The following is a 14,952-nucleotide window of genomic DNA, read 5'->3' as shown; positions in this document are numbered from 1 at the left end:
AGTTACCATAATTATTTATGAATCATTCCAGTCGGCGAAGCCAAGAAGTTAGTTAACGCCCGCAGCACAGCATACGCAGTTGACACTAAGTCAATGAGCAATGCGAGCCGCGAACGATGACCAAATTCGCCGGTTTAAGCCCCTGGAATTAGCCCATGCGATAGTTAGGGGATTCTTTAGTGATAGTCACATCATGCACATGGCTTTCTTGAATCCCTGCACCACTGATGCGCACAAACTCAGCTTTGGTACGCAATTCATTGATAGTGGCACAACCGGTAAGCCCCATGCAGGAGCGCAAGCCCCCCATTTGCTGATGTACAATCTCTTTCAACAAACCTTTGTATGCGACACGACCTTCAATACCTTCCGGTACCAGTTTATCGGCAGCATTGTCAGTTTGGAAGTAACGGTCAGAAGAGCCTTTGGACATCGCGCCCAGTGAGCCCATACCACGGTAAGATTTGAATGAACGACCCTGATAGAGTTCGATTTCGCCCGGAGACTCTTCAGTCCCTGCCAGCATAGACCCCACCATGACACAGGAAGCACCCGCGGCAATGGCTTTAGAAATATCGCCAGAGAAACGGATACCGCCATCAGCAATCACCGGAATACCGGTACCTTCCAGTGCTTCGACCGCATCAGCAATCGCCGTGATCTGTGGCACACCTACACCAGTCACAATACGGGTGGTGCAAATTGAACCTGGACCAATCCCTACTTTTACGGCACTCACACCGGCATCAGCCAAGGCTTTTGCACCCGCGCCCGTCGCAACGTTACCGCCAACGATTTGCAGATTAGGATATTTGGCACGGGTTTCACGGATTCGTTGCAGAACACCTTCAGAGTGACCATGGGATGAGTCAATCAGTAAAACATCAACACCTGCGGTGACCAGCGCGTCGATACGCTCTTCATTGCCGGCACCGGCACCCACAGCAGCCCCAACACGTAGACGGCCATGTTCGTCCTTACAGGCGTTAGGTTTGCGCTCTGCCTTCTGGAAGTCTTTTACAGTAATCATGCCGCGCAGATGGAAGCTATCATCAACAACCAATGCTTTCTCGACACGTTTTTCATGCATTTTTTGCAAGACAATTTCGCGAGCTTCGCCTTCCTTGACGGTAACCAGACGTTCTTTCGGTGTCATCACCGCCGTCACGGGTTGGTCTAAGTCAGTCACAAAGCGCACATCACGGCCAGTGATAATGCCAACCAGCTCATAATCTTCGGTTACCACCGGGTAACCAGCAAAACCGTTACGGGCAGTCAATTCTTTCACTTGGCGCAGTGTGGTGGTTGGGGTAACAGTCTGCGGCTCGGTAACAACGCCACTTTCGTGTTTTTTCACGCGGCTGACTTCTTCAGCCTGGCGCTCAATGGACATATTTTTGTGAATGAAACCTAAACCGCCCTCTTGTGCCAGCGCAATGGCCAGACGAGCTTCGGTAACGGTATCCATGGCTGCGGACAGCATAGGGATATTTAGGCGGATAGTTGCGGTCAGTTGAGTGCCAAGTTCGGCCGTATTAGGCAAAACTGTGGAGTGGGCTGGAACCAGGAGAACGTCGTCAAATGTCAGAGCTTCTTTCTTGATACGTAGCATGGGCAATATCTCACCAAGGTGGATGTGAAAAGATAAAATATTGCCGTGGCATTATACAGAGCGTAATCGGTTGCCTCCAGCACTTTCTCATAATTTTTCTTGCCAACCGGTCTGAGGTAGGTAATATCAGTCAATTAAGTGCTTGTTTTAAAATTTGATCCAGGTCACATGTCACAATCTTCCGCATCAACAATTTTTACTGTTAGCCGTCTTAATCAGACGGTGCGACAACTGCTGGAAATGGAAATGGGCCAGATTTGGCTCACGGCCGAGATATCCAATTTCTCCCAACCGTCATCCGGTCACTGGTATTTCACCCTAAAAGACGCTCAAGCGCAGGTGCGTTGCGCGATGTTTCGCAACACTAACCGCCGCACCACGTTTCGTCCACAAAATGGTCAGCAAGTGTTGGTCAGGGCATCGATTACCCTGTACGAGCCGCGTGGCGATTATCAGTTAATTGCGGAAAGCATGCAGCCTGCCGGTGACGGATTGCTGCAACAACAGTTTGATCAACTCAAGCAACAACTGGCGGCGGAAGGGCTATTTGATCAACATCATAAACAACCGTTGCCAAGTCCTGCCAGGCAAGTTGGCGTCATCACCTCTGCCAGTGGTGCGGCGCTGCATGATGTTCTACAGGTTTTGCAACGCCGTGACCCATCATTGCCGGTAATTATTTACCCAACAGCAGTGCAAGGAGTTGATGCTCCATTGCAGATAGTCCGTGCCATTCAGTTAGCTAACCTACGTGCCGAGTGCGATATATTAATCGTCGGGCGCGGCGGCGGATCGCTGGAAGACCTGTGGAGTTTTAACGACGAACGGGTCGCCCGCGCTATTTTCAATAGCCACATCCCGATAGTCAGTGCGGTCGGCCATGAAACCGACATCACTATTGCTGATTTTGTCGCTGACTTGCGGGCGCCAACACCGTCTGCTGCCGCAGAATTAGTAAGCCGTAACCAGGTTGAGCTGGTCAGGCAAATTCAAGGGCAGCAGCAGCGGATGGAAATGGCGATGGATTATTATCTGGCGCAGCGCGGCCAGCAATTCACCCGCCTTGAACACCGTTTACAGCAACAACATCCACATTTGCGACTGGCACGTCAGCAGACCCTGTTATTAAAGCTGCAACGCCGCCTGGAAGAGAGCGCGCAAAACCAAATCCGCTGGTTAAGCCGGCGCACCGAACGGCTCCAGCAGCGCCTCGCGCAAGTGCAACCGCAAGGGCAAATTCACCGTTACAGCCAGCAAGTGCAGCAGCAGGAATACCGTTTGCGTCAGGCATTAGAGCGCCAGCTTAATGGTTATCGGCAGCGTTTTGGTATCGCCTGCTCGCAGTTAGAGGCCGTCAGCCCATTAGCAACCTTGGCCCGTGGCTACAGTGTCACGCAGACTCCGGCTGGGGTAGTGCTGAAAACCACTAAGCAGGTGCAGACAGGTGATAAGCTGACCACCCGATTGCAGGACGGTTGGGTAGAAAGTGAAATCACCCAAATCAATGTGGCGAAGAAGGTTCGTCAACGGAAAGCGGCAAAAGAGTAACGCCGCCTGGCTCAATTGCTGCCAGTCAAATCGTCGGCAAGTAACTAAAGTGAACGCGGCTTTTCGAAATGAGTCCGTGACCGTGCTGGCAGAAATAATCAATCGCGCCACACGCCTTCAGCACCTGCAACGGTTTGGCGCAATCAGGGCACTCCGCCTGTTGCTGATAGCTGCCATGGCAATTAGAGCAATGAAAGTGGCCACTTACTTCGGTCATCAGTTTTTGGCAAACCGGGCATAATGCATCCATCGACTTCTCCTTAAAAACTACATCACCCCGAGCGATCGTAGGAAGTAAATCCCCAGCGCGGTGGTAAAGAATGAACCGACCGTGGTGATGGCAATGATATTCGCCGCCAGGGTGGCATTGCCTCCCATGGCGCGGGTCATAACATAACTGCCAGCCGCCGTTGGAGTGGCAGAGAACAGAAATATAATCCCTAATGTCGCCCCACGAAAGCCCATCAACAAGCCACCAACGGTCATCAATATTGGCACCACGAATAATTTAGCTGTTGAAGATAACGCTGCCACATTGGAAGAACGGAACATCGCGTGCCAGTCGAGGCTCGCTCCGGTGCATAACAGAGCCAATGGTAATGCCAAAGCAGAGATATAACTCCCCGTCTGGACAATCACCTGAGGAAGGGGTAATTGCGTTTGTGCGTAGAGTAAACCGCACAGTAGCCCAATTATCAGCGGATTAGTCACAATACTGCGTAACAGTGCCAATTTACTGATTTTGCCGCCCTGCCCAGCTTGCAGACTGCGAGTCAGGGTGATCACCGACAGCATATTAAATAAAATTACTGTCACCGTCAGATACATCGAGCCGAGTGCCACCCCTTCGGCACCATACGCCGTCATGGCAAAAGCCAACCCCACGATAGCGGTATTGGCTCTGAACCCTCCCTGCACGAATACACCACGCTCTTTTGGGTCTTTTACCAACCACTTGGCGGCGACTTCCAACAGCAAGAAGGTCACCAACGTACCAATAGCGCCATAAACAACCAAGGGTAGGTTATCCAATAAGCTGACATGATTGGTCGCGACACTAAAAAACAGCAGACAAGGGAGGGCGAGATTGAAGACCAGCTTGGTGGCACCATCGCAGAAGCGATCATCCATCAAGCCAAAGCGCCGTAACAGCACACCGAGTAACATCATCAGCAAGTTAGGCATCGTGACACTAAATGCAAAACTCCAGGTTTCCCAAGACATGACTGACTTTCAACTCCCTTTGTTTACGGTTAAGCGGCCAAAGCTGCGTTTTACTGACCGCGGTCGTTAAATGTGCAAAAAGCGCGGAATGCCCGCGCTTTTTAGTATACCCAATAGATGTCAAGATACAGGAAGGCGGCAAGCGAGATACAAATCGGTCGGGAACCGATTTGAACAGCATTTATGCTAGCCCGCAGTGTGAGCCTCAAAGATGAGGCTCATTAATCCCGATGAGCTTACGCAGTCAAGTGATTCGGGTTATTGAGAGCAGCCAACACACCTGCAACTTGACAGATGAAGGGTAGATTATTTACCTTTTTTCAAGTGCGACATCAAACGCTTACGTTTACGCATCTGATTTGGTGTTAATGGATTGCGCTTACCCGCGAATGGGTTCTCGCCCTCTTTAAACTGGATGCGAATTGGCGTCCCCATTACTTTCAATGAACGACGGAAGTAATTCATCAGGTAGCGTTTATACGAATCCGACAGGTCAGTAACCTGGTTGCCGTGGATTACGACAATCGGCGGGTTGTAACCCCCAGCATGGGCATACTTCAATTTGACGCGACGGCCACGCACCAAAGGAGGCTGATGGTCTTCTTCGGCCATCTGCATAATGCGGGTCAGTAAGGAAGTGCCCACACGTTTGGTTGAGCAGTCATAGGCTTCTTGAATAGATTCAAACAGATTACCCACGCCACTGCCATGTAAGGCTGAGATAAAGTGAATCCGCGCAAAATCGACAAAACCAAGACGCAGATCCAGCATATCTTTAACCTGCGCACGCGCTTCTTCTGTCATGCCATCCCATTTGTTGACCGCAATAACAAGTGAGCGCCCACTATTGAGAATAAAGCCCAACAGCGACAGATCCTGATCCGAAATACCATCACGAGCATCAATAACCAACAGTACAACATTGGAATCTTCGATGGCCTGCAAGGTTTTAATTACTGAGAATTTTTCAACCGTTTCGGTGATTTTGCCGCGTTTACGCACCCCCGCAGTATCAATCAGGATATATTCACGCTCATCGCGGGTCATAGGAATATAAATGCTGTCACGCGTGGTGCCCGGCATATCATAGACCACCACCCGATCTTCACCGAGAATGCGGTTGGTTAGTGTGGACTTACCTACATTAGGACGCCCGACAATTGCCAGTTTGATTGGCAGAGTCCGTGGGTCAAAATCATCTTCTGCGTCATCTTCAGGAACAGCGTCGTCCTCAGCTTCCTGTGCGGCCCAATAAGCCGCATTCGCTTCTTCATCGGTCAATTCAATTTCAGGTTCTACAGCATCCATATAAGGTGCCATAACATCTTCAATCAACTGAGTCACACCACGGCCATGGGACGCCGCGATAGCATGAACTTCACCTAAGCCCAATGAATAGAAATCTGCTGTAGCAGTATCTGGATCAATACCATCAGTTTTGTTGGCAACCAGGAAAGTCGCTTTTTCACGACTGCGCAGATGCTGGGCAATCCCCTGATCCGCAGGCATCAAGCCCGCGCGGGCATCAACCATAAACAGGACAATATCGGCCTCTTCAATCGCCAATAACGATTGACCTGCCATCTTGGTTTCTACGCCATCTTCTGTGCCATCAATACCTCCGGTATCGATAACAATAAACTCATGACCCTCGACCTCGGCACGACCATACTTACGGTCACGCGTTAGCCCGGGAAAGTCCGCAACTAACGCATCACGGGTGTGCGTTAAACGGTTAAATAGAGTGGATTTACCCACATTCGGGCGCCCGACCAGCGCGATGACAGGTATCATTGTTGAAGCCTCATTACTTAATTTTCAAATCATTACAGCGCTGTACCAAACCTGCAACAGCGCAGTTTTTAGAAGACAAACGGCCCCTGAATCTCAGGAGCCGCTTAAAACCCTGCGTTTTGAACGTTGCTGCGATATTAGCGGCATTCACTAACCCGAATAACTGACGGTATCAGTTCATTAGGGTTCATTCGTTTGCTGCCTTGCTGCAACACCAATAACTTTGGGTATTGACCTATTATTGGCCTGTTAAACAGGCACTAAATCAGGATTAACGGGTGAACGCGTATACCGTGCCGCCTCTCGCCTGAACCAACAACTTATCGCTGGCAACCACTGGCGCACTCAGGAAGCCGGAGCTGTCTACGCTCTGCTGAGCGACAAAACGGCCATCATCGGTATTCACCCAGTGCAGATAACCTTCGGCATCACCTACAACCAGATACCCATTATACATCACAGGAGCTGTCAAGTTACGATGTAATAAATCGCTTTGACTCCAAAGGGTTATACCGCCATCTGTTTTCAGCGCAACAATTCGGTCATTTTGATCGACCAGATAAATGCGACCCGCGTCGACAATGATGTCATTCACTGATCCCATTTCACGCTTCCACAGGATCTGGCCGGAACGCAGATCTAATGCAGTCAAGTTACCATTGTATGCCAAAGCATAAACCACACCATCAACAACCACAGGCGTGGTATCAACGTCGTTCAGGCGGTCAATTTCAGTGGTACCTGTCACTTGGGAAATACGCTGTTGCCAGATCAACTGGCCTTGTTCCATCATTACCGCACTGACGCGGCCATTGTCACCACCGACAATCGCTGCACCGAATGCGACTGCTGGCGCAGATTCACCGCGCAGAGAGAGCGCTGGTGTATCGAGGTTTAATGTCCACTTAATCGCACCGTCTGATTCATTCAGTGCTTGCAGCATGCCATTTGATGTATGGATCAGTACCACCCCATCGCTGACAACCGGACGAGATAATGCTTCACCCGCCACCACGGTCTGCCATGCAACCTGACCATCATCGGAATTAAGCGCATAAACTACCGCTTTCTCGCTGCCGACGTACACATGGGCACCTGATGCAGTGACGCCACCAGATAACATTGCAGAACGGTTGCTGGAAAGGAAGTTGGTTTTTTCAGACAAATCGGTTTGCCAGATTTGCTTACCGCTGTCGGCATCCATGGCTTTCACCAAACCTTTACGGTCGGCGGCAAAGACAGTCGTCCCCTGCCAGGCTGGGCGCAAATGGGAGTAATAATCACCGACACCACCACCTACTGAGGTACTCCACACTTTAGTTGGTGTGAATTGATTCTCAATTTTTGGCAGTGGTGACATGGTAACCACATCTTCTTCACTGTTAAACAGTGAACAACCGCTCAATAGGGCAACAGATACCAGTCCTACTAAGAGTGTTTTACGCAATTGCATGGGAATACCCCTTAGCTGGACAAATTATTCAATTTCATGCGCAGCAAAGCTTGCAGCGCCTGAGAAGCATTTGATTCGACGCCTTTGCTGTAAGCAGCTCGCGCACCTGCGGTATCACCTTTACTCAATAGCGCATCGCCACGGACATCCTGAGCCATCGCAGTCCAACCATCACCCTGCACCGCATCCAGCGTTTTCAATGCGTCGTCTGGTTTCTTCAATTGCAATTGCAGACGTGCAAGACGCAAATTAATCAGTGACAACAGATTTTCATCTTTGGTCTGACCCAGCGCCTGAGTGAGTTGTTGCGCCGCTTTATCAAACTCATTTAGCTCAACAAAGTGATGAGCCAGCTCTAACCCGGCCAGTACGCCGTAGTTATTGCTATTGCCCTGAACAAATTTTTCAGCAACAGCAACACCATCAGCACTGTTAGCTGACAAAGCATCACTGGCTTGCTGATAGGCAGAGGAGGCTTCCGTCAAGACAGTGTTCTGATGACTCTGCCAGTAACGCCAACCCACTAATGCACCAATCCCGAGCACCACACCCACGGCCAGCGCTTTACCATTCTCACTAAAGAAACGGCGCACTGCATCAACCTGGTCATTTTCAGTGGTATAGACTTCCACGGTGTCTCTCTCCTTAACCCAACATCAAAGCCAGACGCGCAGCAACATCCGCTTGCGCCAGCGTTTCTTGTTCACCATTTCGCAAATCTTTTACGACCACTTGCTGTGCTGCTACTTCGCTTTCGCCAAGCATTAATGCCACACGGGCACCCCACTTATCAGCGCGGGTAAATTGCTTTTTGACATTACCACCGCCGTAATTGGTCATTAATTTCAGCGTTGGCATGGCATCACGCAGGTTTTCAGCAAGTAGCATTGCGGCACTTTGCGTATCCTGACCAGACGAAATGACATAAACATCTACTGTCGCTGGTACCTGGAAGTCAGCATTTACGGCCTGCACTAACAGAACCAAACGCTCAAGGCCCATGGCAAAACCAACCGCAGGCGTTGCACGCCCACCGAGTTGTTCAACCAAACCGTCGTAACGCCCACCGGCACACACAGTGCCTTGTGCGCCCAAGCTATTGGTGACCCACTCAAATACCGTACGGTTATAATAATCTAAACCACGAACTAAACGCTCATTGACGGTATATGGGATGCTGGCCTGGTCTAAAAGTTCACACAGACCTGCAAAATGTTGTTTTGACTCTTCATCCAGATATTCAGATAGCTTAGGCGCATCATTTAGCAGCAATTGAACATCGGGATTTTTGGAGTCCAACACCCTCAGCGGATTACTGTACATCCGGCGCTTACAATCTTCGTCCAGTACCTCAACGTGTTGCTCGAGGAAAGTCACCAGCGCTTCACGGTAATCAGCACGCGCATCCAATGAACCAATGGAGTTCAGTTCAAGTTGCACATGCTCTGAGATACCTAAAGCACGCCACCAGCGAGCCGTCAGCAAAATTAATTCAGCATCAATATCCGGCCCTTGCAGACCGAAAACTTCCGCACCCAACTGATGGAATTGACGATAGCGGCCTTTCTGTGGGCGCTCATAGCGGAACATCGGACCGATGTACCACAGACGCTGTTCCTGATTGTACAGCAGACCATGTTCAATACCTGCACGTACACACCCTGCGGTTCCCTCAGGACGCAGTGTCAGACTTTCGCCATTGCGATCATCAAAGGTATACATCTCTTTTTCAACCACGTCGGTGACTTCACCGATCGCGCGCTTGAATAACGGGGTCTGCTCTACAATCGGCATGCGAATTTCGCTATAACCGTAGCCTGCAAGCACTTGCTTCAAGATACTTTCAATGCGCTGCCATACTGCCGTATCGGCTGGCAGGTAGTCGTTCATACCACGGATGGCTTGAATGTTCTTTGCCACGTCTGTTCTCTGTAGTTTTATACCCTGTTTACTTGAAGCAGCAGCGCCGTTCGCAGCCACTCTAATTACTTTGGGCATGGTGCAAAAAATAAAGCCGATTATAGAGGCTTGCCACCCATATATTCAATGATGACAACTTGTTACCCCTACTGGCGCAATGTAAAGCGGGCTAAAACCCGCTTTTGTGCTGACCGACAACCCATGACCAACGATGTTTAATCATCATCCAATTGATTGATAACAATCCGATTATTAGCATCAAGCATTGATGCTTTAGCCCGAATTTTGGCTTCCAACTGGTCAATCATATTTTTGTTATCAAAGCGTTCTTTTTGACGAACACCGTCTTCGTAGAAACCGCTTTTGTTATGAGCACCGGTCACACCGATAGTCGACACTAAGGCCTCACCCGGGCCATTGACCACACAACCGATGATAGAGACATCCATAGGTGTAATCAGATCTTCTAACCGCTGTTCTAAAGCATTCACAGTACCGATAACGTCAAATTCTTGGCGCGAGCATGTTGGGCAAGCGATAAAGTTAATCCCACGGGCACGGATGCGCAAAGATTTAAGAATATCGAAACCGACTTTGACTTCTTCAACCGGATCAGCCGCCAGCGAGATACGCAACGTATCGCCAATACCTTCAGACAGCAACAAACCTAATCCAATGGCAGATTTAACTGAACCACTGCGCGCACCACCCGCTTCGGTGATACCCAAATGCAAAGGTTGGTCGATTCTTTTGGCTAACAAACGATAGGAGTTTACCGCCAGGAAAACATCTGAGGCTTTAACACTGACTTTAAACTGATCAAAATTGAGGCGGTCAAGAATGTCGACATGACGCATCGCGGATTCAAGCAGGGCTTCCGGCGTAGGTTCACCGTATTTCTCCTGAATATCTTTCTCCAGCGATCCACCATTGATACCGATACGGATAGGGATGTTGTAGTGGCGAGCGCTAGCAACCACGTCTCGGATACGGGCTTCGTTGCCAATATTACCGGGGTTAATGCGCAAGCAATCAACACCGTACTCAGCCACTTTCAGGGCGATACGGTAGTCAAAATGAATATCAGCAACCAGCGGCACAATGACGTCTTTATGCTGCTTGATTAATTTAAACGCCTCAGCCGCTTCCATGGTGGGTACTGAGACTCGCACGATATCCACACCAACACGTTGCAATGCTACGATTTGGGCAACAGTCGCAGCAACATCCGTGGTTTTAGTATTGGTCATCGATTGCACTGCAATCGGCGCACCATCACCAATTGGCACTTTACCGACGTAAATCCGGGTAGATTTACGTCGGATAATTGGGGTTTCGTTATGCATTACACACTCTCCTTTACAGTCGTGTAGTTTATACAACAAAGCAGTTTTTCAAAACTACAGTGGCGGTTTAGCTGAACCACAACATAGTTTGTCAAAACCACAATATTACTCTACACCGACAGTCAGGCGCGCTACGCGATTAGCCTTAATAAACTTACTCAAATCAACCGGATTACCCTGATATGTGATTGTCAGCGCACCAGGTGCACCGATAGTCAGTTTATAAGGGGATTTCCCCGATAGGTTGAGGGTCGCGCCTCCTTTTTGGATACCGCTAAACAATGTTTTTCCACTCGCATCAACAACCTGTAACCAGCAATCAGCTTTGAAGTTCATTACCAATGAACCCACAGATGATGCCGCACCATTTACCCCAGCGTCTGCTGTAGGTAGTGGTGATTGCGCGGTAGAAGCATCAGGCACAACTGCCTGACTCGGGGAAACAACCACAGACTCCGCCGGAGTCGCTCCCTGATTAGTTGCTGTCTCGACACGGTTATTTACCGTATCCACAGGTGCTGTACTGTTTGTTACCGGTGCAGTACCACTTGCCGTTGGTGTAGAGGCAGGCTGACTATCCGCAATCGGAGCCTGGGTATCGGTCGGCGCGTTAGGATCGCTATTCTCATCAGACAGCGGCACAGATTGCCCGCCATTTTGCAACAGTTGGGCAGAGGATTGATCAGCCATAGTGGCTATCTCTGCTTGCTGCGCCTGATGATTTTGCCACCACCATGCTCCTGTCAACCCCAGCACAACCAACACAATAAGCCAGGTGAAACTCATCAACCAGCCATCACGTTTTTTATGCTTTTTCCCCAATGAAAAACTTTGCATTGGGGCCACTTTTGCTGCCCTGATTGGTGCTTGTTTTGCCAACATAGGTAACAGTTCATCTTCAGGAAGGTGAACCAGTTTGGCGTAGGAACGAATGTAACCACGGTGGAATGTTGAGGCGAGATTAGCTTGCGCTTTATCCTCCTCAAGATCACGGATTGTGGATACCTTCAAACACAGACGTTCTGCAACCGTCTGCTGAGTTAGCCCTAGAGCTTCGCGGGCTTGACGCAGGCGCACACCTGTCGTCTCTGGAACAGTTTGATCTTGGGAGGCTTCAGTATTCATTAGCTAGAAAATGCTGGTACTGTTTGGATTGTGGAAAACTTCGCGCAAGCTGCTTGCCATAGCGTTGAACACTATCTTGACGGCCTGCTAGCGCGGCGAAACGAATTTGTAACCATAAACTTTCAGCACTGGCCGGAAGTGTATGTTGGTAAACATCCAGTAATAGTTGCGCCTGAGCGCGATTCCCTTCTCCAAAATGCCTTTGAGCTTCTGCAAGCAGCGGCTCACCTTTATCAGGATCATACTTCAATGCCCGACTCAACAGTATCCGAGCCTGGTCATTTTGATTGGCCCGTAAAAAGCAATATCCAGCGTTTTCCAGACTATCTGCCACCTGACCGTAATCGGGCAGCAGCGCTGCTGCGCTAAACTGTTGTTGGGCCGGTACATACTGCCCTAAACCACACAGAAACGCACCGTAATTATTCAGTACCGTGCCATTTCCAGGTGCCAGTTTCATCGCTTGCTGATAACGCTGCTCTGCGGCACTGTTTTCACCGATACGTTGTTCGTAAAACGCCATACCCAATTGAGCGCGATAATCCTGTGGATCAGCCTCTACAGCCTTCTCAAGATTCTGCCGCGCGGCATTAAGATCACCCTGCGCCAAATACTCTAAACCCAGTTGTAAACGCGTCTGCCCGGCGGCGGATTGGCTAACCTTTTCCGGCGATGAACCGGAACAACCAGCCAATACGGTCGCAATCAGGCAAACTCTCCACAGTCTTGTCAGCTTCATGCTTTCTCAATTGTCCTTATATGTGAAGATACCCGTCATACCTCAGCGTCATGCTCGTTCGCGATACTCACGACTTGAATTATTTAGGGTATAGCTTTTTCAGTATTGAGCATCTAACAAATTATAAGTTAAATAACAATTAGTTATATAGAACAAATCAATACTTTCAATCAGACTGTCTTAATAACGATAGGTTCACCGGCCATTTTCTTTTTCAAGGTACGCTTGGTGCGGTCAATCACCTCACCCGCTAACTGGCCACATGCAGCATCTATATCGTCACCACGCGTTTTACGAACAATGGTGGTAAAACCATATTCCATCAATACCTTAGAAAAACGATCCACCCGGCTGTTTGAACTACGGCCATAAGGTGCGCCAGGGAACGGGTTCCATGGGATCAAGTTAATCTTACATGGTGTGTCTTTCAGACATTCCGCCAGTTGATGAGCTTGTTCCACGCTGTCATTGATGTGATCCAGCATAACGTATTCGACGGTAACCCGCCCGCCATTGGCTTTGGATTTATCCAAATAACGCCGTACCGCAGCCAGGAAGGTTTCAATATTATATTTACGGTTGATTGGCACGATTTCATCGCGGATATCATCGGTCGGCGCGTGCAATGAGATAGCCAACGCCACATCAATCATATCACCCAGCTTGTCCAGCGCCGGAACCACGCCGGAAGTAGACAAGGTCACACGGCGTTTAGATAAGCCGAAACCAAAGTCGTCCATCATGATATCCATGGCCGGCACCACGTTATTCAGGTTGAGCAAAGGTTCACCCATCCCCATCATCACCACATTGGTGATTGGGCGGATACCGGTGGCTTTTACTGCGCCGATAATTTTGGCCGCACGCCATACCTGACCGATGATTTCCGATACCCGCAGGTTACGGTTAAAGCCCTGTTGTGCCGTGGAGCAGAATTTACACTCCAGTGCGCAGCCTACCTGGGATGACACACACAGTGTTGCGCGGTCACCTTCCGGGATATAGACGGTTTCAACTTGCTGATCACCAACTTTGATGGCCCATTTAATGGTGCCATCCGTTGATCGCTGCTCTTCAGTCACTTCCGGTGCACGGATTTCTGCTACCCGCTGCAATTTGGCGCGTAGCACTTTATTAATGTCGGTCATTTGCTCGAAATCATCAAAGCAATAGTGGTATATCCACTTCATGACCTGATCTGCCCGGAAAGGCTTCTCGCCCATTTCGGCAAAAAATTGGCGCATTTGTTGACGATTTAAATCGAGCAGATTAATTTTGCCAGTGACGGGCGCGGTGGTGACGACCGTGCTGTCAGGCGTAGGGGCAGCAGCAATTGGCGCTGATGAAGTTAGTAATTGTTCAGACATGAGTTGTCGTGGCCTCGTTGTTACACTTTACGGCGCTGCGCTTTAAACCGGATAGGCTTTCGAAACGGCGATAAATAAATAATAGAACGCCCCGGGAGAGATGTCTCCACCGGGGCGCGGCATTGTACAAATTTTAGAGCATGGATTCCATGATTGGAAAGGTGTCCGGGCAACTTTATTGTTTCAGTTGATTAAATCTCGGCCATTCCTACACAGAATCAACTCATTAGCGACGGGGAAAAATCTCATCCGCAGCGAAGAAATAGGCAATTTCACGCTGAGCTGATTCAACCGCATCAGAACCGTGTACTGCGTTAGCGGTAAAACTGTCGGCAAAGTCAGCACGCAAAGTACCCGCCAGTGCGTTATCTGGGTTAGTAGCCCCCATGATATCGCGGTTGCGCTGAACGGCATTTTCGCCTGCCAGAACTTGTACCATAATTGGGCCAGAGGTCATAAATTCAACCAAACCATCGAAGAACGGGCGGCCTTTATGTTCTGCGTAAAAACCTTCTGCTTGTTCTTTGGTCAGGTGCAGCATTTTTGCAGCAATGATTTCGAAACCAGCACTTTCAAAACGCGCATAAATGGCACCAATGTCGTTATTGGCAACAGCATTGGGTTTGATGATGGAGAAAGTACGTTCTAAAGCCATGATAACCTCTATTGAATTTCTAATATTGACCGGACGTGGAACCTGCCCCACTAACTACCCTAAATAAGGATATAAACTTGGCTGGTGAACGGTTCCTTTACTACAAAATTATGCCGACCCCTGTACAGTGGCCGCCGATTATATGTGCGTGATTAACGCTTGCATACGG

The 14,952-nt window shown here is 49.4% G+C and carries 13 protein-coding genes; 1 reads left to right on the top strand and 12 read right to left on the bottom strand.

The window, feature by feature from the left end; all coding sequences use genetic code 11:
• Positions 1 to 148: 148 nt before the first annotated feature.
• Positions 149 to 1,612, bottom strand: coding sequence for an IMP dehydrogenase (gene guaB, locus V1952_RS14440; RefSeq protein WP_083163216.1), 1,464 nt, complete (start codon positions 1,610 to 1,612; stop codon positions 149 to 151).
• 168 nt (positions 1,613 to 1,780) lie between these two features.
• On the opposite strand from guaB, the gene xseA reads away from it, so the two are divergent.
• Positions 1,781 to 3,160, top strand: coding sequence for an exodeoxyribonuclease VII large subunit (gene xseA / locus V1952_RS14435; RefSeq protein WP_420074973.1), 1,380 nt, complete (start codon positions 1,781 to 1,783; stop codon positions 3,158 to 3,160).
• A gap of 25 nt (positions 3,161 to 3,185) precedes the next feature.
• Here the strand turns inward: xseA and V1952_RS14430 are convergent, their stop codons facing one another.
• The 11 genes from V1952_RS14430 to ndk form a co-directional block, all read right to left on the bottom strand.
• Positions 3,186 to 3,410, bottom strand: coding sequence for a zinc ribbon domain-containing protein (locus V1952_RS14430; RefSeq protein WP_420074972.1), 225 nt, complete (start codon positions 3,408 to 3,410; stop codon positions 3,186 to 3,188).
• A gap of 17 nt (positions 3,411 to 3,427) precedes the next feature.
• Positions 3,428 to 4,384 (bottom strand): AEC family transporter, encoded by a 957-nt coding sequence (locus tag V1952_RS14425; RefSeq protein ID WP_083163209.1) that lies wholly within the window; start codon positions 4,382 to 4,384, stop codon positions 3,428 to 3,430.
• A 306-nt stretch (positions 4,385 to 4,690) separates the two neighbouring features.
• Positions 4,691 to 6,178 carry a ribosome biogenesis GTPase Der gene (gene der, locus V1952_RS14420; RefSeq protein WP_372559658.1) on the bottom strand — a complete coding sequence of 496 codons (1,488 nt, stop codon included), beginning with the start codon at positions 6,176 to 6,178 and terminating at the stop codon, positions 4,691 to 4,693.
• 271 nt (positions 6,179 to 6,449) lie between these two features.
• The gene (bamB, locus tag V1952_RS14415) at positions 6,450 to 7,631 is read right to left on the bottom strand and encodes an outer membrane protein assembly factor BamB (protein WP_083163205.1); all 1,182 of its coding nucleotides are present in this window, start codon (positions 7,629 to 7,631) and stop codon (positions 6,450 to 6,452) included.
• An 11-nt stretch (positions 7,632 to 7,642) separates the two neighbouring features.
• Positions 7,643 to 8,263 (bottom strand): YfgM family protein, encoded by a 621-nt coding sequence (locus tag V1952_RS14410; RefSeq protein ID WP_372559659.1) that lies wholly within the window; start codon positions 8,261 to 8,263, stop codon positions 7,643 to 7,645.
• Positions 8,264 to 8,276: 13 nt separating this feature from the next.
• Entirely contained in the window at positions 8,277 to 9,551 is a 1,275-nt protein-coding gene (hisS, locus tag V1952_RS14405; RefSeq protein WP_083163201.1) for a histidine--tRNA ligase, read from the bottom strand.
• A gap of 215 nt (positions 9,552 to 9,766) precedes the next feature.
• On the bottom strand, positions 9,767 to 10,897 hold the full coding sequence (gene ispG / locus V1952_RS14400) for a flavodoxin-dependent (E)-4-hydroxy-3-methylbut-2-enyl-diphosphate synthase (protein WP_420074971.1): 1,131 nt from the start codon (positions 10,895 to 10,897) through the stop codon (positions 9,767 to 9,769).
• Positions 10,898 to 11,002: 105 nt separating this feature from the next.
• Positions 11,003 to 12,022, bottom strand: a complete 1,020-nt coding sequence (gene rodZ / locus V1952_RS14395; protein WP_420074970.1) for a cytoskeleton protein RodZ — start codon at positions 12,020 to 12,022, stop codon at positions 11,003 to 11,005.
• Positions 12,012 to 12,761 carry a type IV pilus biogenesis/stability protein PilW gene (pilW, locus tag V1952_RS14390; RefSeq protein ID WP_420071666.1) on the bottom strand — a complete coding sequence of 250 codons (750 nt, stop codon included), beginning with the start codon at positions 12,759 to 12,761 and terminating at the stop codon, positions 12,012 to 12,014. Before pilW ends, rodZ begins: the two co-directional genes overlap by 11 nt.
• Positions 12,762 to 12,931: 170 nt before the next feature.
• Positions 12,932 to 14,128 (bottom strand): bifunctional tRNA (adenosine(37)-C2)-methyltransferase TrmG/ribosomal RNA large subunit methyltransferase RlmN, encoded by a 1,197-nt coding sequence (locus tag V1952_RS14385; protein WP_420071665.1) that lies wholly within the window; start codon positions 14,126 to 14,128, stop codon positions 12,932 to 12,934.
• A gap of 226 nt (positions 14,129 to 14,354) precedes the next feature.
• Positions 14,355 to 14,783, bottom strand: a complete 429-nt coding sequence (gene ndk / locus V1952_RS14380; RefSeq protein ID WP_372559665.1) for a nucleoside-diphosphate kinase — start codon at positions 14,781 to 14,783, stop codon at positions 14,355 to 14,357.
• Between the last annotated feature and the right edge of the window lie 169 nt (positions 14,784 to 14,952).

Origin of the sequence: Yersinia sp. 2542 StPb PI, from assembly GCF_048593855.1 — a bacterium.
GTDB lineage: Bacteria > Pseudomonadota > Gammaproteobacteria > Enterobacterales > Enterobacteriaceae > Yersinia > Yersinia enterocolitica_E.
This window is presented reverse-complemented; position numbering and strand designations above follow the sequence as displayed.

Bases quoted from the DNA above. Each gene is read 5' to 3' on its own strand.
- guaB (WP_083163216.1), bottom strand. From the start codon at position 1,612: ATGCTACGTATCAAGAAAGAAGCTCTGACATTTGACGACGTTCTCCTG.
- xseA (WP_420074973.1), top strand. From the start codon at position 1,781: ATGTCACAATCTTCCGCATCAACAATTTTTACTGTTAGCCGTCTTAAT.
- V1952_RS14430 (WP_420074972.1), bottom strand. From the start codon at position 3,410: ATGGATGCATTATGCCCGGTTTGCCAAAAACTGATGACCGAAGTAAGT.
- V1952_RS14425 (WP_083163209.1), bottom strand. From the start codon at position 4,384: ATGTCTTGGGAAACCTGGAGTTTTGCATTTAGTGTCACGATGCCTAAC.
- der (WP_372559658.1), bottom strand. From the start codon at position 6,178: ATGATACCTGTCATCGCGCTGGTCGGGCGCCCGAATGTGGGTAAATCC.
- bamB (WP_083163205.1), bottom strand. From the start codon at position 7,631: ATGCAATTGCGTAAAACACTCTTAGTAGGACTGGTATCTGTTGCCCTA.
- ispG (WP_420074971.1), bottom strand. From the start codon at position 10,897: ATGCATAACGAAACCCCAATTATCCGACGTAAATCTACCCGGATTTAC.
- rodZ (WP_420074970.1), bottom strand. From the start codon at position 12,022: ATGAATACTGAAGCCTCCCAAGATCAAACTGTTCCAGAGACGACAGGT.
- pilW (WP_420071666.1), bottom strand. From the start codon at position 12,761: ATGAAGCTGACAAGACTGTGGAGAGTTTGCCTGATTGCGACCGTATTG.
- V1952_RS14385 (WP_420071665.1), bottom strand. From the start codon at position 14,128: ATGTCTGAACAATTACTAACTTCATCAGCGCCAATTGCTGCTGCCCCT.
- ndk (WP_372559665.1), bottom strand. From the start codon at position 14,783: ATGGCTTTAGAACGTACTTTCTCCATCATCAAACCCAATGCTGTTGCC.